Origin of the sequence: Geomicrobium sp. JCM 19037 (assembly GCF_000698105.1) — a bacterium.
In the GTDB taxonomy this organism is placed as follows: domain Bacteria; phylum Bacillota; class Bacilli; order Bacillales; family Marinococcaceae; genus Geomicrobium_A.
On record NZ_BAWZ01000025.1, the window covers coordinates 1 to 18192 of the forward strand.

At 43.2% G+C, this 18192-nt stretch carries 19 protein-coding genes, 1 tRNA gene, 1 other RNA gene and 4 pseudogenes; 3 read left to right on the forward strand and 22 right to left on the reverse strand.

Translation table 11 applies throughout. The features are described 5' to 3' along the window. Positions 1 to 205 precede the first annotated feature (205 nt). The 10 genes and pseudogenes from JCM19037_RS14100 to panD all read right to left on the reverse strand — a co-directional run bounded on the left by JCM19037_RS14100 (position 206) and on the right by panD (position 5084). Positions 206 to 475 (reverse strand): pro-sigmaK processing inhibitor BofA family protein, encoded by a 270-nt coding sequence (locus JCM19037_RS14100; RefSeq protein WP_042402223.1) that lies wholly within the window; start codon positions 473 to 475, stop codon positions 206 to 208. Positions 476 to 616: 141 nt separating this feature from the next. Further along, entirely contained in the window at positions 617 to 811 is a 195-nt protein-coding gene (locus JCM19037_RS14105) for a DUF2508 family protein (RefSeq protein WP_042402226.1), read from the reverse strand. Beyond that, entirely contained in the window at positions 808 to 1404 is a 597-nt protein-coding gene (gene recR, locus JCM19037_RS14110) for a recombination mediator RecR (protein ID WP_042402229.1), read from the reverse strand. The genes JCM19037_RS14105 and recR overlap by 4 nt, the downstream gene beginning before the upstream one ends. Before the next feature lie 12 nt (positions 1405 to 1416). Further along, complete coding sequence (locus JCM19037_RS14115) at positions 1417 to 1728, reverse strand: YbaB/EbfC family nucleoid-associated protein (protein ID WP_042402231.1); 312 nt, start codon at positions 1726 to 1728, stop codon at positions 1417 to 1419. Between the two features lie 15 nt (positions 1729 to 1743). Then, positions 1744 to 2832: a hypothetical protein gene (locus JCM19037_RS29410; RefSeq protein ID WP_373900962.1), complete on the reverse strand. Its 1089-nt coding sequence runs from the start codon at positions 2830 to 2832 to the stop codon at positions 1744 to 1746. Beyond that, the gene (gene dnaX, locus JCM19037_RS29415; protein WP_307189814.1) at positions 2829 to 3470 is read right to left on the reverse strand and encodes a DNA polymerase III subunit gamma/tau; all 642 of its coding nucleotides are present in this window, start codon (positions 3468 to 3470) and stop codon (positions 2829 to 2831) included. Before dnaX ends, JCM19037_RS29410 begins: the two co-directional genes overlap by 4 nt. A gap of 128 nt (positions 3471 to 3598) precedes the next feature. Next, positions 3599 to 3864, reverse strand: an RNA gene (ffs, locus tag JCM19037_RS24435) — signal recognition particle sRNA large type. Between the two features lie 33 nt (positions 3865 to 3897). After that, positions 3898 to 4379 (reverse strand): annotated as a pseudogene (gene tadA, locus JCM19037_RS14125) (tRNA adenosine(34) deaminase TadA). A 78-nt stretch (positions 4380 to 4457) separates the two neighbouring features. Beyond that, a tRNA-Ser gene (locus tag JCM19037_RS14130) sits at positions 4458 to 4549 on the reverse strand. A 142-nt stretch (positions 4550 to 4691) separates the two neighbouring features. Further along, a complete protein-coding gene (gene panD / locus JCM19037_RS14135; RefSeq protein ID WP_042402234.1) occupies positions 4692 to 5084 on the reverse strand; it encodes an aspartate 1-decarboxylase in 393 nt (130 codons plus the stop codon). Positions 5085 to 5289: 205 nt separating this feature from the next. On the opposite strand from panD, the gene JCM19037_RS14140 reads away from it, so the two are divergent. The 3 genes from JCM19037_RS14140 (at position 5290) to JCM19037_RS14150 (ending at position 6714) form a co-directional block, all read left to right on the forward strand. Then, a complete protein-coding gene (locus JCM19037_RS14140) occupies positions 5290 to 5808 on the forward strand; it encodes a hypothetical protein (RefSeq protein ID WP_042402237.1) in 519 nt (172 codons plus the stop codon). Positions 5809 to 5897: 89 nt separating this feature from the next. Beyond that, entirely contained in the window at positions 5898 to 6158 is a 261-nt protein-coding gene (locus JCM19037_RS14145; protein ID WP_152549079.1) for a hypothetical protein, read from the forward strand. A gap of 31 nt (positions 6159 to 6189) precedes the next feature. Next, positions 6190 to 6714: a class I SAM-dependent methyltransferase gene (locus tag JCM19037_RS14150; RefSeq protein ID WP_052363902.1), complete on the forward strand. Its 525-nt coding sequence runs from the start codon at positions 6190 to 6192 to the stop codon at positions 6712 to 6714. Between the two features lie 1099 nt (positions 6715 to 7813). On the opposite strand, the gene JCM19037_RS14155 is transcribed toward JCM19037_RS14150, so the two are convergent. The 12 genes and pseudogenes from JCM19037_RS14155 to JCM19037_RS14205 form a co-directional block, all read right to left on the reverse strand. After that, the gene (locus JCM19037_RS14155; protein ID WP_042402313.1) at positions 7814 to 8323 is read right to left on the reverse strand and encodes an ECF transporter S component; all 510 of its coding nucleotides are present in this window, start codon (positions 8321 to 8323) and stop codon (positions 7814 to 7816) included. A 56-nt stretch (positions 8324 to 8379) separates the two neighbouring features. Further along, entirely contained in the window at positions 8380 to 9723 is a 1344-nt protein-coding gene (locus tag JCM19037_RS14160) for an amidohydrolase family protein (protein WP_042402242.1), read from the reverse strand. A 27-nt stretch (positions 9724 to 9750) separates the two neighbouring features. Next, on the reverse strand, positions 9751 to 9957 hold the full coding sequence (locus JCM19037_RS23055) for a hypothetical protein (protein ID WP_052363903.1): 207 nt from the start codon (positions 9955 to 9957) through the stop codon (positions 9751 to 9753). Further along, entirely contained in the window at positions 9951 to 10970 is a 1020-nt protein-coding gene (locus JCM19037_RS14165) for an MFS transporter (protein WP_052363904.1), read from the reverse strand. The genes JCM19037_RS23055 and JCM19037_RS14165 overlap by 7 nt, the downstream gene beginning before the upstream one ends. 150 nt (positions 10971 to 11120) lie before the next feature. Next, positions 11121 to 12037 (reverse strand): annotated as a pseudogene (opp4C, locus tag JCM19037_RS14170) (oligopeptide ABC transporter permease). A gap of 12 nt (positions 12038 to 12049) precedes the next feature. Further along, positions 12050 to 12995 (reverse strand): annotated as a pseudogene (locus tag JCM19037_RS14175) (ABC transporter permease). Positions 12996 to 13062: 67 nt separating this feature from the next. Beyond that, positions 13063 to 14205: an ABC transporter substrate-binding protein gene (locus tag JCM19037_RS14180; RefSeq protein WP_042402246.1), complete on the reverse strand. Its 1143-nt coding sequence runs from the start codon at positions 14203 to 14205 to the stop codon at positions 13063 to 13065. A 20-nt stretch (positions 14206 to 14225) separates the two neighbouring features. Next, positions 14226 to 14765, reverse strand: a complete 540-nt coding sequence (locus tag JCM19037_RS28600) for an ABC transporter substrate-binding protein (RefSeq protein ID WP_042402248.1) — start codon at positions 14763 to 14765, stop codon at positions 14226 to 14228. 91 nt (positions 14766 to 14856) lie between these two features. Continuing rightward, positions 14857 to 15876 (reverse strand): annotated as a pseudogene (locus tag JCM19037_RS14190) (ABC transporter ATP-binding protein). After that, positions 15851 to 16864 carry an ABC transporter ATP-binding protein gene (locus tag JCM19037_RS14195; protein WP_042402251.1) on the reverse strand — a complete coding sequence of 338 codons (1014 nt, stop codon included), beginning with the start codon at positions 16862 to 16864 and terminating at the stop codon, positions 15851 to 15853. The pseudogene JCM19037_RS14190 and the gene JCM19037_RS14195 overlap by 26 nt, the downstream one beginning before the upstream one ends. Positions 16865 to 17091: 227 nt before the next feature. After that, a complete protein-coding gene (locus JCM19037_RS14200) occupies positions 17092 to 17541 on the reverse strand; it encodes an Lrp/AsnC family transcriptional regulator (protein ID WP_042402253.1) in 450 nt (149 codons plus the stop codon). A gap of 174 nt (positions 17542 to 17715) precedes the next feature. Further along, positions 17716 to 18177: an Lrp/AsnC family transcriptional regulator gene (locus JCM19037_RS14205; protein WP_052363905.1), complete on the reverse strand. Its 462-nt coding sequence runs from the start codon at positions 18175 to 18177 to the stop codon at positions 17716 to 17718. Positions 18178 to 18192 lie beyond the last annotated feature (15 nt).

Genomic DNA, 18192 nt, shown 5'->3' on the forward strand with positions numbered 1-18192 from the left:
TATTTGCGTTGTCGCCTTTAACAGCGACTTGATTATCTTATCATCTTGCGTCGTCCGCGTCAACAACTTTTTTGTTTCTTTTTCGTTGTTTCTGTCGGCGTTTCTGCCTCTCTTGCGGCGACTCTTAGTATATTATCAGCTCTCTAATCTACTGTCAACGATTCTAGTAATATTTTTTTAAAATAATTTTATAGGGTGTGTATTTTTAGAAAGGAAGCACGAAGTAATGAACAGCGAAGAGCATAATAACGCCTGGTATACCAAGGATTCCTGCCACCGATGATGTAAACAGATTGATTGGCATATGAATCCCTGCTAAGTTTCCGAATAAATTAATAACAAAAAGAGCGATCGCGCCAATGAGAATTCGAACTGCGCCACTGCCTAGCCACTTTATTGGCTTTAGCGAGGCACTAGCAATAACACCTACAAATAATATCGCACTTACAATAGAAATAATGATTACAGGATCCACAATCATTCCTCCTTCATAGCTTTATAACCATACTATGCTTGGACATGTGTGGACTTGCTTACTTCTTTAAATAAATTCATAGGTAACTAAACAAAAACGAAATCACCCCCTACTCATTATCCGGGGACGACTTCGCCGATTTTACCATCTTCTCGCTTCTTTAAGAAGGAACCGATATTTGGCTTCTTCCATTTTCAGTTGCGCTAACGCTTCTCTACTTGGATCAATGCTCTTTTCCATATGCTTCTTCTGTGAGCTAAGTTTGAATTTCTGCGCATCTAACACTTCATATAGACGTTTCTTTTCTTTATGGTAGATTTTCGCTTTTCTTCTCAAAACTCTCGCCGCCCTTCCACTGCCCGTGAAAGGGTCACTTCATCCGCATACTCTAAATCTCCACCAACCGGTAGACCATGAGCAAGGCGCGTTACGCGAATGCCTGTTGGTTTAATCATCCGTGACAAATACATCGCTGTCGCTTCACCTTCAATTGAAGGGTTTGTTGCGACGATTACTTCTTGAACCGTATCATCTTGCAGACGTTTAATGAGTTCTGGCATTCGTATATCCTCAGGGCCAATCCCATCCATTGGTGAGATCGCCCCGTGCAATACGTGATACAAACCCCGATACTCCTGCATTTTCTCCATGGCCATAACGTCTTTAGAATCTTCAACTACGCAGATCATTGACCGATCACGATGTGAGTCATCACAAATGAGGCATGGATCTTTATCGGTAATATAGAAACAAGACGAACAATGCGTAAGATCTCGTTTCGCATTCACTAACGCTTTCGCAAAATCTAACACATCGTCTTCTTTCATATTGAGTACGTGAAAAGCAAGGCGACCTGCCGTTTTTGGGCCAATCCCTGGCAATTTCATAAACCCATCAATTAATTTTGAGATCGGTGCAGGGTATTGCACAAACCATTCCTCCTAGAACATGCCCGGAAGATTCATCCCTTTAGTAAACTTACCGAGATCTTCTTCAACGAGTTTGTCAACTTGAGCCAACACATCATTAGTCGCCGCAAGCACAAGATCTTGAAGCATTTCTACATCTTCTGGGTCGACAACTTCTTCATCAATTTGAATATCGAGGATACGCTTATCCCCTGAGGCAACAACTTTAACTGCGCCACCGCCTGCAGTTGCTTCTACTGTCTTTTCTTTTAGCTTCTCTTGCGCTTCCGCCATTTGCTTTTGCATCTTTTGCATTTGTTTCATCATATTTCCCATATTTTTCATCGTTTGATATCCTCCTTAAGGTTTAGGTGGTGCGTCGTCGACAATTTCGACGAGCTCCTCACCGAACAATTTATGCGCTTCAGAAACAAGCGGATCTTCTTGAGGCTCTTGCGGTTGTTGTTCTTCTTCGCCTGACTCTTCTTCTGCATTTTTCGATCGGTAGGAAGATTTTATTTCTTCCCATTGGTGATGCAAAAGATTAATTATCTGATAGCTATGTTCATTATTAGACGCAATCGCCCGTTCCGTCAACGTCCGAAACTTATCGTCAATCATCCCTCTGTGCATTTCGTTTTGGAACACGAGAATGATTGCTTCTGTACTAGCTGCTACAGGCTTCGCATCATTAATCCAAGCGGATGCGGGCACACTCTCTTGTTTAATCGTGCGCAAGGTGTCCGCCCAACGACTTTCTACTTTCGCACGTTCTTCTTTCGAAGCGTTTGGCAACATCCGCTGCGCTTGTTTCACTGATGCACTATTTTGCGCATTTGGTTGCGGTTTGCGCTTCGCCTTTTGTTTCTTAGGCGCTTCCTCCTCACTAGAAGAAGGACTGCACGCACTTACTTTTCCAAGCTTCTCTTGGAGAAGAGACACTTGTTCTTTTAACTGTTGGACCACTTCATCATCAACCGATGATTCAGTCTGAACCGTTTTATTCTTTTGGGCTACATGAATGAGGGCCATTTCCAAGAAAATCTTAGGGTGTGATGCCCCTTTCATTTCTCTTTGTTCTTGATGGAGCGTCTCAATTGTATCATAGACCCATTCTCGATCGGCGAGTTTCGCCAATTCTGCAAACGCATCATCCGCTTGAACACGGTCTAATAACGTGTCCAGCGAAGGCGCGGTTTGGTACAACAACAAGTCTCGCAAGTAATAAATGAGGTCCTCCATGAACCGTAACGGGTCTTTCCCTTCACGCACGAGCGCATCCGCAGCTTGCACAGCCGCTTGAGCATCCCGATTCACCAATGCTCTCACCGCGTCGGTAAGAAATTGCTGTGAGACTGCACCCGTAATCGTCAACACATCACCAGAACGCACCGTTTGGTCTTCGGAAAATGACAATGTTTGATCAAGCAAACTAAGCGCATCCCTCATCCCACCTTCGGCAACTCGCGCAATGAATTGAAGGCATCGTCTTCCGCCTCCGCGCCAATTTCTTGAACGATATAGCGCATGCGTTCCATTAACGTCTCCGGACCAATTCGTTTAAAATCAAACCGCTGGGTCCTCGATATAATCGTCAGTGGAATCTTATGGGGTTCTGTCGTAGCAAGAATGAAGATGGCGTGCGCTGGAGGTTCTTCTAACGTTTTTAATAACGCGTTGAACGCTCCTGTTGAAAGCATGTGCACCTCATCAATAATATACACCTTAAACCGTACATCTCGCGGTGCAGCAATGACATTATCTCGGATATAGCGAATCTCATCCACTCCGTTATTTGATGCCGCATCGATTTCAATTACATCAACGACCGCGCCGCTCTGAATTCCTTCACACGCCTGGCACGCATTGCACGGCTCAGCGACTGGCGCATGTTCACAATTGATCGCTTTTGCCAAGATCTTCGCAGCACTCGTCTTACCCGTCCCTCTTGGCCCACTAAACAAGTACGCATGAGCGACCTTTTGTTGCAATAACGCATTTTGCAGTGTCTTCGTAATATGATTCTGCCCAGCCACATCCTCTAACCTTCGTGGGCGCCACACACGATACAACGCTTGGTAACTCAATCGAACCCCCCTTCCTTCGTCCATCCTCTGACTTCACGCAGTTTGCTTTTATTATACTTGTTCCATAGTCGATTTTCAAAACCTAAAAAGAGCCCCTCTTTAAACAAGAGAGACTCTCCATTATGTAGCCGCGCACCTTCCATCGATCTATACACCACAAGCGTTACCTAAGCAGTTGGCTCGATCCAGGCAACTCCACGGCACACGAAAGGTCACGCTTACTGCTGCTTCCTTCCGGACCTGACAGGGTTCACGAGTTCCCGTTGCGTGGAACCCAAATGTCAACACTACTTACTTAGGGCAGACCTCGCAGCGTATAAACCTCAGGAAGGGATTCAGTCTTGCTGTAGCGGATTGCAAGTACAGGGCACCGCTAATTCCCCACCTAGCACGGCATGTAAAAGTATAAATCATCAATTACGAGAAATCAATGCTTGTTTCTTTTCTTTCTTTCACGAAGCTCTTTAAAAAAAGAAGACAGCATCGTCCCGCACTCGTTTTCGAGCACACCGCCAATCACTTCACTCCGATGATTAAACCGTTCATCATCAAGAAGATTGTAGAGAGAACCCGTAGCACCGGCCTTTGGGTCCCGTGCACCGAATACCACCCTTGGCACCCGGGCTTGCAACAAAGCCCCTGCGCACATCGGGCACGGCTCAAGTGTCACATACAATGTGCATTCTTCTAGTCTCCAAGAACCCACATGTTCGTTCCCTTCACGAATGACGACACATTCTGCATGGGAAAACGTATGCTGATCATGTTCACGTCGATTGTGCGCCTTTGCAATCACCTCGCCCGATAGACGAGCACAGCCCCAATCGGCACTTCATCAATACGGGCCGCTTTCATCGCTTCTTCCAAGGCCAAACGCATATAATATTCATCCAATTGTGTTTGTTCCATGTGAAACGACTTCTTTCTATATAAATTTACATACAAAAAAACTTCCAGCAATTGTGGAAGGTTTGGTTTGTGTAATAATGGCGGAGGAGGAGGGATTCGAACCCCGCGGGGCGTTAACCCCCTGGCGGTTTTCAAGACCGCTCCCTTCAGCCAGACTTGGGTACTCCTCCGTGCAATGTATAACGTATCTTGTCCGACAAAAATTATAGTAGCACGGACACACACACAAATGCAACACTTTTACCTGTTTTTTTTAAATCCTTTTGTATTTACGCGTGCGCATGTCCATTGTTACTCCTGATTTACAACGTTTTAATCATGCGTTCGAACGGTATCCGCAGGCTCTGTGCCCATCATTTCAATGATCTCATTGTTTGCATTCATGATCGCCACCCGCGGTTGGAAAGCACTCAGTTCTTGTTCATGAACGACGGCGTAACCGATAATAATGACCGTATCGCCCGGTTGAACTAACCGTGCAGCTGCTCCATTCAAACAAACGACCCCACTGCCACGCTCACCTGCAATGATGTATGTTTCCAGTCTTGCTCCGTTATTATTATTCACCACTTGCACTTTTTCATTTTCCATTAGGTCGACAGCATCTAGCAAGTCTTCGTCTATAGTAATACTGCCTACGTAGTTCAAGTTCGCCTCAGTCACTACGGCTTGGTGAAGTTTCGCTTTCATCATATGACGGTACATGTCTCTTCCTTTCGAACAACGTCGGCATCCTTTGTCTCCGGTTTTCACACTCGAAGCAAATACATCTGTTGTTCACTTCAAAAAGTACAGCTTCCAAAGAATGCTGTCTATCGTTTTATTATACCAGACTCATCACGAGGTTTGATCGTACATAAATCGGGAATGATAAAATGAAACTTCTTATAGAGAAAGGGCTCGTGGACCAATGGCTAAAAATCAAGACAATCAATCTCTTTTACTCGTCAAGTTCCCAGAACAAGCACAAGCATTTGAAGCGCTGTCAGAACTTAAGAAACGAGCAGAAGGGCCAAACCATACGATCGTACAAGCTGCAGTTGTAGAGAAAAGTATAAATGATGATATGGTGTACCGAGACGGATTCACAACAGAGCAAGAACGAAGCAACGACTGGTTTAAAGGTGGCATCATTGGCGGCCTCGTTGGAATTCTTGGCGGACCGTTTGGTGTACTCATCGGCGGTGGTATCGGCACACTGATCGGTACAATTGTTACTCAAGATAAAATTCAAGACCAGAGCGAAATCGTAGATGGGAAAATGACGGATATTGATGCGGAGAACCCATTTATTCTTGCACTCGTCGAAGAAGACGACGAGAGTGACGTGAATTATGTATTTCGTGAAATCGACGAGCGCGTCGTCATCCGTCGTACAGATGCAAATGTCGTTGCCAAAGAAATTGAACAAGCACAATCAGACGATTGATCATATAGACAAGACGATATCAAAATTCCATCACAAGAAAACCTGTGTTGGAATTTTGATCGTTTCATCCTAAGATTCGGAGGTGTTTTATGGCTAGACAAACCTTCCCATTGTATATGTTTGGTCTCCTATTTGGCATTGGGTTTTGCTTGCACTTATTTTTCAATCGCCATACGTATGACCCAGAATACATATCGAGCGGTTTGATATTTACAGGAGCCGTTCTCGTTTACTATTTTCCAGCTGTGTATGTGTATCATCGCCACCCCATCGGTAAAATCATTGTGATGATTAGCTGGCTCATTATTCTCGCTTTCTCTGTATATATGATCTTTTTCTTCGCATCGTGATATAGTTAGTAAAAACGATGAGGGGCGTCAAATGTTTACAGAATACGGAGAATTAAGTGCACAATTTTATGAAGTTTCTAAACCGGTGGGTACATCACTATCTGGAGATATCGAATTTTACACGGAACAACTCAATCATGTTACAGGCAGTGTATTGGAAGCGGGTGTCGGTACAGGTCGTATGCTCATTCCCCTTCTTCAACGAGGCATTGCCGTTGACGGTGTCGATTTGTCAGAACAAATGTTGGATGTGTGCAAACAAAATTTGCAACGAGCAGAACTCCACGCCAACTTGTATGAGCAAGACCTCACAACATTGACATTGCCAAAGCAATACGAAGCCATTATTATGCCTTCTGGCAGCCTGAATCTATTACCGGGAAGAGAGGCATTGGAACAAATGTTATCCTCATTCAAAACCCATTTACAGCCAGGCGGACAAATCATTGTCGATATGCTTCTTCCGATTAATTGGCAAGAAGGAAAGGTCATGACAAAATCAATCCAAACAAGCATTCACGAAGCATCGTTCTCACGTCCACATCTGCCGAGATAAACTGGGAACGCCAATACACGATCGATCTGCACAAATATGAAAAGTGGCGAAATGGGCAGCTTCTACATACGGAGCTTTCACAGTTCACCCTCCACTGGTACGGGGTCCAAGAATTTAAAGACATACTGACCGGGTACGGATTTACTCGTATTCACATAGTGCCAAGTTACAACGGGGCGAATCCGGATGGCTCTCTCTACACGTTCATCGCGTCTTAGTGAATAGCGTTCCACAGTTTCCATAACTAGATCATCGAAACTTCTAGGGTATGATTTTCAATGATCACTTCTCCTATTTTTGAATAAACAAGGCAATAAGTTTATGGAAACCTGCGGTTCAAGAGAGAGCTGGTCATTCGCGGTCACGGTGTCGTGAGTACGTGGTGAACTTGTCAGAAGCAGAAAAACACTGGTCACTCAGATGTCTGGGGAGTATGCACACACGCAACCGAGCACCTCCAATTGGTGAAACGGGGGAGGGCTGAAAAAATACTCTCTCACTTTATATGTTACTCGTGCAACCCTTGGAGTTCGATCTATTTTGGGATTCCAGTGATCGGGGGCGTGGATGCAAATAATCCTCTCATAGAGCCGTCTACGAGGGGATATTGCCTTTCTATGTGGGGATTCCAGCAAAAAGTGTGTCCTCATCAACATAAATACCATCAAAGACAGCGTCTATGCGGGATCTTCTACTAAAAACAAGATTATACGTTTTTCAATTTGCCTCTTCCCGCATCCTCCTTGGCACCAACTAGGCTCAGGACGAAAACTTTACCATAGAGCTTCCTGTGGTAAGATTTCTCTCCTTCTCCGCGTTTTGTTTTTGGAAATCCTACCATAGAAACCGAAAATCCCACCATAGACAAAACAATGGTAAGATTTTAGCTAAATCGGCTCCCTACTTGCAAAAAATCCTACCATAGCCAGGAGCCACTCTTTAAAATGCGTAAGCAAACGTGCACAGTCACCGAAAGAAGCTCCTCACTTTCTAAGCCAATCTTTAACGCGAACGATCCGATCTATTTGGGGTTTTCAATTCCCCTTTTTCAGTGACCTCAGTCCGCCTTCTGCTCTACTATTTTGTCGTGCCGAGTAGTTCAAGAAAGCTCCTCATAGTTTGTTTTCCGATATTCTTTGAATGACCATTTTAAAAACGGATATAAGAGAAGGACGAACGCGACGTTGCCGATGGCGTGCGCGGTGTCGAATGGCAAACCTGCTAAATAATACGCCCAGTAATTATTGGCAAAAAGCAGCATGTTTAAAGAGACGATCGCCCCGTATACGTACCCAAGCACACCGCCAATGGCTGCCAACACGTAGCGATTCGTGTTCGGAAACAGTTTTCCAATTCCTCCAGTAAGAAATCCAATACACCCCCAAGCGACGATTTGAAAAAGTGTCCAAACGCCAGAGCCTAAAAATAAATTCGTAATAACCGCACTGCCTACGGCAAGCAGGAAACCAAAGACTGGCCCCATAAAAAAAGAAGATAAAATAATAATTGCTGTCACCGGTTGTACGTTAGGAATGAACACAAACACGACGCGTCCGACGACACAAAGTGCAATAATCACCGCTAATAACGTTAGTTTTTTCGTTGTCATGTCGCGCTTAACCATTTACCGGAACCTGTACACATGAAGAAGCCACCTTCCTTACTCTATTCATCAAGTGTACCAATCCAGTATTTTTCACACAATCTATCGTACATTCCAAGATCGAGGTGTTGTTGCCAGCGTGACATAAATTCTTGCTCATCAATATGAATTTTCTCATCCGACTCTGCTTGAGCGAATAACTCTGCTTGAGAGTAACACTGACCTCCCTTGCCAATGATTGCAATTTTACTAACGTTTTCAATGTGTTTAAGAGGGTCTTCTTTTAATAGCACGAAATCCGCGTGATTCCCCCGTTTAATTTCACCAAGATCAGGTCGATTTAACACACGAGCAGGAACGATTGTTGCACTTTTCAACGCTTCATATGGTGACAAACCGGATTGTGTGAGTAACATTAACTCACGGTGCAAACTAGCCCCTGGATTTGTAAAGATGATCGCTGGCGAGTCGGTTCCTGCTAAAACCGTCCCACCTAACTGATGGTAGACTCGTGTTATCGCTTTCGTATAAGTGAAAATAGCCTGAAAGCGCCACGACGAAACATGAGGGGTTGTTTGTTCCCACACCTGTAATAAACTCGGGCTGATAAAGCGGTCCGACACCCGATGGTTTGGATAATCAGCTGCTTGTTTGAACAATTCCATTGTTGGTACAAGAATCGTGTCCCGCGCTAGCAACGGTTGCAAAACACGAGCGATCTCTTCTTCATTTGGCGGCTGCAAAACTGGTTCATAAAGATCATCACTTGCATTCATATGCCAGCCAGGGTGAAGCATCTGCATAATCCCTGAGTTATGCTCCAGAAACCGGACGCCTGCCTCGACCGCCACCTTTGCATCCAGTGAATCAGCCCCTAGCAAATCGGCACTAACGTCTAAATGATTTCTTTTAGATTCCTTTATGACTTCTTTTAACATTTCTTCAGTGATCTTTGAGTAAACCTTTATGAAGTCTACACCCGTCTCAACTTGCCTTTTCACTTCTTCTTTCGCTTCTTCGAGATCATCTGTTGATAATGATCCATGACTCGTTTCTCCCCACGACCCTGGAGTACCATCAATCATACGATCTGCTGTAATTAGACGGGGAACCGCTTCGTGTGCTTCCGCTTCTCGAATAGATGAGAGCAAGAGATGATTGCCAGCAGTATTGCGTACCGTCGTAATTCCAGCTGCCAGAAAAAGGGATGCATAATTTGCGCTAATGTGGCAATGGCAGTCCATTAAGCCCGGAATCATATACAACCCATCGCCATTAATGACTTGTTCCCCTACTCGTGATCGAAGTGCACCCATTTCTGAAAATAGCCCTGCCTCGATGCGAATATCTTGTAACGTATAACTACCTGTAGCTATGTCTAATATGTGACTTCCTTTAATTAACATACGGTCTCTACCTTCCAATCCTACCGATTACGCCACTTCGGATGGCTTCTCTTCGTTTCCTTGCTCGCGAATTTTTCGCCATCCGATAATGACAGCTACAATCGACATACATGCTGCGATTAAGATGACAAATTCACTGTCTACGACCATGAGGATGAACCCTGCAATAAACACGCCTAACGGTTGGGCAATGGTCACCCCTGAAGAAAGCATCCCCATCGTACTGCCTAACATATTTTTCGGTGTGCTTTCTTGAATTTCGGTCGTGAAAATAATCGATAACGGGCTGATAACAATCCGAATATGCCGAACAAAAGGATGCTAAAGATGATTTGATCAATAAGAAATCCTGCACAAACGACAGCTAAACTAGAAATGATATATAACGTAATGGATACATCGAATGTGATCTTTTTCATGCGGAACGTTAGGGCTGCACCGATGAGTGTTCCGAGTCCGATCGCAGTGAAACAAACCCCTAAAGCCGCTGATCCGTTAATGCTAATATCCGCGAATAGATACGGCAAAGCTGCATCCATAATCATGACGAACGCCATATTCGTGAACACTGCAGACAATACACCGATTACGATCCAATTTTGTTTTTTTATTTGTTGGAATGACTCTTTTAATGCATTCAATGTGCCTGAACTCGTTTTTTCGTTTCTCGGGATATGTACTCGTATTTTTAAAATAAAGTAACAACTGATCGAAACAATTGATAAACTAATCGCGAGAAGTATCGTCACACCAAAACCGGTAACAGCAATCATAATTCCGGCGATACTTGTACCGATCAGACTTGTAACTTGGGATAGTGCTGTAATTACACTGTTTACAGACTTCAACTCACCTTCATTGGAAAGGATGGGCGTGAGCGTGCGTTCGAGTGGAGACAATACCGCTGAAGCCATACCCATAATGACAACGAGCGCGACATACACCCAGTATCCGGCACCAACCGCTACGACCTCGTTTAAACCAATCACTAAAAAAATACAGAGAGTGATCAAGTGCCAAATACTCGCCCCTAATCCGAGTGTTATCTTATCAGTGCGATCAATCGCCACGCCACTTAACATCGTAAGCAGTATGCCTGGTATGTATCGAAAAGCCATAAGCGAGCCAAATGCGACTGCAGACTCGGTAATCGTCGTAAAGTACCAGGCAAACGTGATAAAGATAATACTTGATTGCAAGGATTGCGTGCCAACCGCTACGATGACGAAAGAGACATTGCGATTCATAACATTATCGATCCACCCTTACTAAATGATTATTTCATTTTAGATAAATAATAATATTATGAATATTTATCTTTTAGTAAGACCCTTACTTCCTTGAAAAAACATAGAACAAGCCCGTTTAAAGGCCTGTTCTACTAAATAAACATATGGTTATTTCTCCACAACTCTAGGGTCTAGTGCATCTCGCAATCCATCACCGACGAAATTAAAACTAAGTACAGTGATAAAGATCATTAACCCTGGGAATAGCGGATACCACCAGGCAGTCTGGAAAATTGTTAGGTTTTGTGCTGCAGAAAGCATATTCCCCCACGTCGCTGTTGGCGGACTGATCCCGAGCCTAAGAAGCTAAGTGTTGATTCAGCAATAATATATCCACCGATTGCTAATGTAGCGGATACAATGAGTGGGCCAATGGCATTTGGCAATATGTGGTTAAAGATAATTCTCCACTTTGGCAAACCTAATATCCGAGCAGCTAGCACATATTCTCTACGTTTTAACGATAGAATCTCCCCGCGAACGAGACGAGCGGTTCCTGTCCATGTAAGAATAGCGAACATAACAATGAGCCAAAATGGACTTGGTCTAAATAATGCCACAAGCGTAATGAGCAAGAAGATGTTTGGGAATGAGATAATAATATCAACAATTCTCATCAGTATGTTATCAATCAAACCGCCAAAGTATCCTGCAATTGCGCCAATGGTCGCCCCAATAAATGTAGAACTAGCCATGGCAGCAAATCCAACGAGCAGTGACATTTGACCAGCATACAATAACCGACTAAACAAATCTCGTCCTAACTGATCCGCACCGAGCCAATATTCAGCACTCGGTTCGTGCAAACGGGCAATCAAGGTTTGGTGGTTCGGATCATGTGGAGCAATTAACGGCGCAAAAACAGCTGAACCGATAATAATAAATAGCATCGCCAAACCAAAGACGGCGAGTTTGTTTTGAAAAAATTTAGACACGATAATTGCCAACATCGAGCGGTGCTTTCCGAGCGTGTCTTGATTAGGGGTAATTGATTCTTGTTTTCCTGCTTGATTAAATTGATCCATAGCTGTTCCTCCCTAATACTCAATGCGCGGATCGACGATGGCGTATAGAATGTCCGCGATCAGGTTTCCAATTACGACAAGAAATGCGGTAACATCGTCATCGCCATAATCACTGGATAATCACGCTGGTTTACACTCGTTAAGAAGAGCTCCCCAATTCCTGGCCAGGAAAAGACGTTTTCAACAACGACAGAACCGCCAATAAATGTTGGCAACATCAGACCAAAAATTGTAATTAACGGCAATAGCGCATTTCGAAGTGCATGCTTAAAGATGACTTTTCCCTCTTTAAATCCTTTTGCTCGTGCTGTCCGAATGTAATCTTGGTTCTTCACTTCCAACATGCTCGTTCTTGTGTAACGAGTTAGACCAGCCGTATCGGCGGTTGCTAATACGATCGCCGGTAAAAAGAGGTGATGAAGTCGATCCCAAATATTAAAGTCGGCATTAAGCGTTTGGACACCACCTACTGGAAACCAACCAAGCTGGACACTCAAGAACATAATTAACATTAAACCTATCCAGAAGTTCGGTACGGCAACTCCAGCAAAGGAAAAAAGTGTGATCGTGTAATCGGTTTTTGTATACTGTCGAACAGCCGAAATGATACCTATCGGTATGGCAATGACGATCGCCAACACTGAGGATGCAAACATTAAGATCAACGTGTTTGGCAACCTCTCTGAGATCATATCGACAACTGGTCGTTTAGAAATGTAGGAGTTTCCTAAATCTCCTGTCACAACCCCACCCATCCATCGTGCGTATTGGACTGGAAGCGGTCATTTAACCCTAATGCTTCAATTTGAGCCTCTCTCGCTTCTGGTGGAATATCCGGGTCAACATCAAGTACCGCTGGATTTCCAGGCGCAAATTGCATCATCGCAAACGTGATGATGGAGATCCCGATTAGCAATGGAATTGTCATGATAAGTCTTCTGATTATATATGTAGTCATATTCCAAATCTCCTTTTAAGCGAAAGAGAAGAGAGGCCACCCTCTCTCCCCTTTCGGAATGAAGATTTTACTCTTCAATCCACCATTCGTTAACGCGGAATAAGTTAACCCGAGGGTTGTGTTGGAAGTTCTGTACATTATCACGGTATGCACTAAATTCTGTAGCATAATACATGAATGTGTATGCTTGGTCTTCAGCAACTTGTAAAAATGCATCTTGAAGAACTTCAATACGCTCATCTGGATCAATAATACTACGGTTATCTCCAGCTAACTCATCAAACTCATCGCTTGCGTAAGCAATGTTGTTTTGGCCAGCTTCGATGTTATCAGAGTGGAAAAGCTGCTCAGGGTTTGGATCAAGAGCTAGGTTCCATGCACCTGCTACCGCATCGAAATCCCAATTTGGAGGTTGAATACGATCAAGGTAAGCACCAAACTCCATTGTTTCTGTTTCGACAGCAATACCAATCTCACCTAGCATTTGTTGTACTGCAACAATCCAATCCGTACGAACGTGAGCTTCAGAGTTAGTTAATAAGTTGAATGAGAACTGCTCACCACTGTCATTAACAAGTTGATCTCCTTCAAGCTCCCATCCTTCTTCTGCAAACAGTTCAAGAGCACCATCTGGATCAAATGGAATCTCTTCAATTTCATCTGTATACACAGGACCTTCAGGGCTGTGTGGGAATTCAGCAATGGTTGCATGTCCAGACATAATTCCGTCAATGATTCCTTGACGGTCAATTGCCATCGTTAATGCACGTCGAACCGTCGGTGATTCAAATAATTCATTACGGTGGTTCCAGCCAATATAGTTATAACCAAATCCTGGAACTTCACTAATGTTAAAACCGTCTACAGATTCTGCTGTTACTAGATCTTGTGGTGGAACATTCATAACATCAATTTCGTTCGCTTGTAAGTTTGCAAGCTGAGCATCGTTGTCACCAAGTCTCCACGTTACTTGTTGAATATATGGACCTTCTTCATGATAATCATCACGTGCTTCGTAGTTAATGTATTGACCAGACGTCCAGTCTGTCATTTCGTAAGGACCTGCACCAACAACAGCGTCAGTTGTGCTAGCTTCGTGCTCTTCAATTGCCGCATAGCTGTCAGCTTCACCAAGAATATGTTCAGGTACAATATGAATACCAAGACCAATAGGCAGTGCGGAATCTGGCTCGTTAAGTGTCAATGTCACTTCAAATTCATCTGTTGCTTCTACCGTATCAACACGCTCAAACGTTGTGATAGCAGGACCTGTATATCTTCCATCATATAGATTCCGATTGTGAAAGCAACATCGTCCGCCGTCAATTGCTCACCGTCACTGAAATATACATCGTCACGAATTTCAATCACGTATTCTAAACCATCTTCTGATACTTGTGGCTCTCCAGCCGCTACTTCCGGCTCTACTTCATAAGCATCGCTTTGTTGACGATAAAGCATTGCATGAACCAAGTTATGGGCATCCGTAGACGCAGAGTCAGAAACGGTTGCAGGTGTTAATCCGTTAGGCTCAGCATCTGTACCGTAAATTAATTCGCCACCTTCAACCGGATCGCCTGTTGCTGCTGTATCATCATCGTCGCCATCTTCATCATCTGTATCATCGTCTGTTTCTTCTGTATCTGGCTCGTCATCGCCACCTGCATCGCCGTCTGTTTCTGTTTCGTCAGCGCCGCCGCCACATGCAGCAAGCAATAGACCTAATGCAAAAATCATTGCTAGAAGTAACCAATGTGCTTTTTTACCCACTTATAAATCCCCCTTTAATAAATGTAAAGATAATTGATTTGAACCTTCCGACAATTGTTTAGCATCCCTCCCTGTACAGGGTAATCTGTTCTTACTCGTGTAAGTGACAAGCGACGTAATGCTTCGGTCTAATTTCTTTCATTTCCGGCTTCACTTCTCGACAATGGTCCATCACATACGGACATCTTGTATGGAAAACACACCCACTCGGTGGATTTGCAGGACTCGGGATATCCCTTTTAGAATGATTCTCTCCCGCGTTTGTTCACGAGGGTGAGAACGAGGAACCGCAGACAATAGCGCTTGTGTATACGGGTGTAGGGGTTCATTGTACAAATCATTCTTTTCAGCAACTTCAGCCATATTGCCAAGATACATGACTCCGATCCGGTCAGAGAAGTGTTTCACAACACTTAAATCATGAGCAATAAATAAGTACGTAAGGTCAAACTCATCCTGAAGATCATTAAGTAAGTTGAGTACTTGAGATTGGATCGAAACATCTAAAGCTGATACGGGTTCGTCTCCAACGATAAGTTTTGGATTAAGAATAAGTGCTCTAGCAATCCCAATACGTTGACGTTGTCCACCGGAAAATTCATGGGGATAACGATTAATGAAGGAAGGTTTAACCTACTCGCTCCATGATTGACTGGGCAAATTCACGTCGTGCTTTCGTATTCGATTGAATGCCGTGCACCTTCATCGGTTCAATAAGCGTCGCCCCTACGGTTTTACGGGGGTTAAGTGATGAAAATGGGTCTTGGAAAACCATTTGCATATCTCGTCGTAACGAGAAAAGATTACGCTCTTTGCTTTTTGTTATATCGTTCCCGTCAAACATAATCGTACCGTCTGTCGGCTCATACAACCTTGTGATCGTACGTCCTGCCGTCGATTTCCCACAGCCAGATTCTCCAACGAGTCCAAACGATTCACCTTTACGGATATAGAAATCAATCCCATCAACCGCTTTGATTTGCCCTTTTGTTCTTTGGAGCACTCCTGCTTTGACTGGAAAGTGTTTTTTCAGATTTTTAATTTCTAAAATCTTATCATCATTCTGATTTATATTCGTTGATGGATCATGAGCTACGTTCGTGTTCGCCATCGTTTACGACCCCTTCCTCATGTAGAAAACAGCGCACTTTATGTCCGGATTCTTTTTCTAGTAATGTTGGCTGCTCTTTTGTACATACTTCCATCGCATACGGGCAACGCGTCACGAAACGGCATCCGACAGGGAAGTTATCAGGTGTCGGCACGGCACCTGGAATCGATTGCAAGCGATCTTGTTCTTCATCAAGCTTAGGCATCGAGTTTAATAATCCTTCTGTGTACGGGTGTAACGGTTTATCAAATAAATCTTCTATAGCAGCCTCTTCAACAACTTGGCCAGCATACATAACGACGACTCGTTGAGCAAGCTCTGCTACAACGCCAAGATCATGTGTAATCAGAATAATCGAAGAATCATACTCATTCGATAAGTTCCTCATTAAATCGAGAATTTGTGCTTGTACCGTTACATCAAGTGCCGTTGTTGGTTCATCGGCAATGAGCAACTTCGGATTATTACTTAGCGCAATCGCGATCATCACCCGCTGCCTCATACCACCTGACAACTGGTGCGGGTACTCTCCCATAATTTCTTTCGCTCTTGAGAAGCCGACGCGCTCTAGCATTTCGATTCCCTTCTGATGAGCTTCACGCTTAGATAGTGGCTGGTGATACATGAGTTGTTCCCGAATCTGTTCTCCAACAGTATATACAGGATTTAGCGATGTCATTGGTTCTTGGAAAATCATCGAAATATCATTTCCGCGCACCGTATACATCGCCTTCTCTGGCTTTTTAAGTAAATCTTCTCCGTTAAAAATAATTTCACCATTCGTAATCTTCCCATTAGGTGAAGGGACGAGCTGCATAATTGAAAGAGAAGTCATACTCTTTCCTGATCCTGATTCTCCAACAATCGCTAGGGTCTCCCCTTGTTTTACGTTGAAGCTGACACGATCGACGACGGTTAATTCTTGCTTTCTGCTGTAAAATGATGTGGTTACTTCTTTAAGTTCAATAACATTCTGCTGTTGATCCATAGATGATTGCACCTCATCTCTTTCATCCCTGTATATTTCTATTTGATTGAATTGATAAACAATTCTAACTAGGTGTCTGCCCACTCATATGTAAAAAAGTACTATGACAGAATATTTATTACAAGAAACTAAAGATCATTATAAGCGCAATTCTATGAGCGATGCAATGATTTCTTTAAATTTTTTTAATTTTTTTGTGATATAAATGTCACACTTCGTAATAAAACTTAATTGTCAATGTAAGAAAACGTATCTTTATATTGTTTCAATTCAACATTCACATCGACGCTAATAATTCCTTCGATTTCTGATAATTCCTGATTTACAAATCCGATGAGTTCATCGTTGTTTCGGAAGTATGCTTGAATGATCAAGTCATGTTTACCGGAGAATGCCCCAATAAAACGAACAGCCCCATGCCCCTGAAGTCGACAAGCAATCGAATCTTGTTTACCGAGTCGTGTTTCCAAACCAATAATGGCTTGCACGTGCAGTCCTATCTTATTTGGATTTGTATGAATAATAAATTCAAACACTTCTTCTTTGAGCATTTTGTTTACCCTGGAACGGATGGTTCCTTCACTTACTTCAAGACCTCTCGCAATCTCACTATACGATTGTTTCCCATTTTCTTGCAGATGCGCTAAGATCTTAAAATCCATTCGATCTAGTTCCATAGCTTCACCACTTCTTTTTCCATATATATAGTTTGAATATTCGGCTTAAAAAGTAAAAAATGAACTTCTTTTTTACTGATTTCGTAGAATATTTTAGACTTATTATACTTTTTGCTTGTCTGAAGTGCAATGCTTTTCTACACAAAAAAAGATTATTGCTCATGGAGTCAATAATCACGACATCAGGCTATTACGTATCATTCGATTTTTAGACGACTCATATGTTTTTAATTCGATATTCATCGTCACTCCTAGTATGCCATCCATTGCTGCCAATTGATCATTCATAAAAGCGGTCAACGCTTTCTTATCTTTAAAGCGAGCCCTCATCAATAGATTAAAATCACCAGAATAGGCACTGATGAAATGCACTTGCTCACAATCCATAAGTTCGCGGGCAATCGTATCTTGTTTTCCTGCTACGGTCGTAAGCCAGATGAGAACATGTACTGTCGCTAAACGACTCGGGTCTACAGAGATAAGAAACTGGAATACTCCTTCCCGGAGCATGGCATTCACTCGGTGCTTAACCACTCGTTCACTTAGCATCAACTCGCTAGCGATCTTTCTATATGATTTCCTTCCATTTCGTTGCAGTTCATCTAGTATTGAAAAATCAATTTCATCAAGATACACCGTCCTCACCTTCTT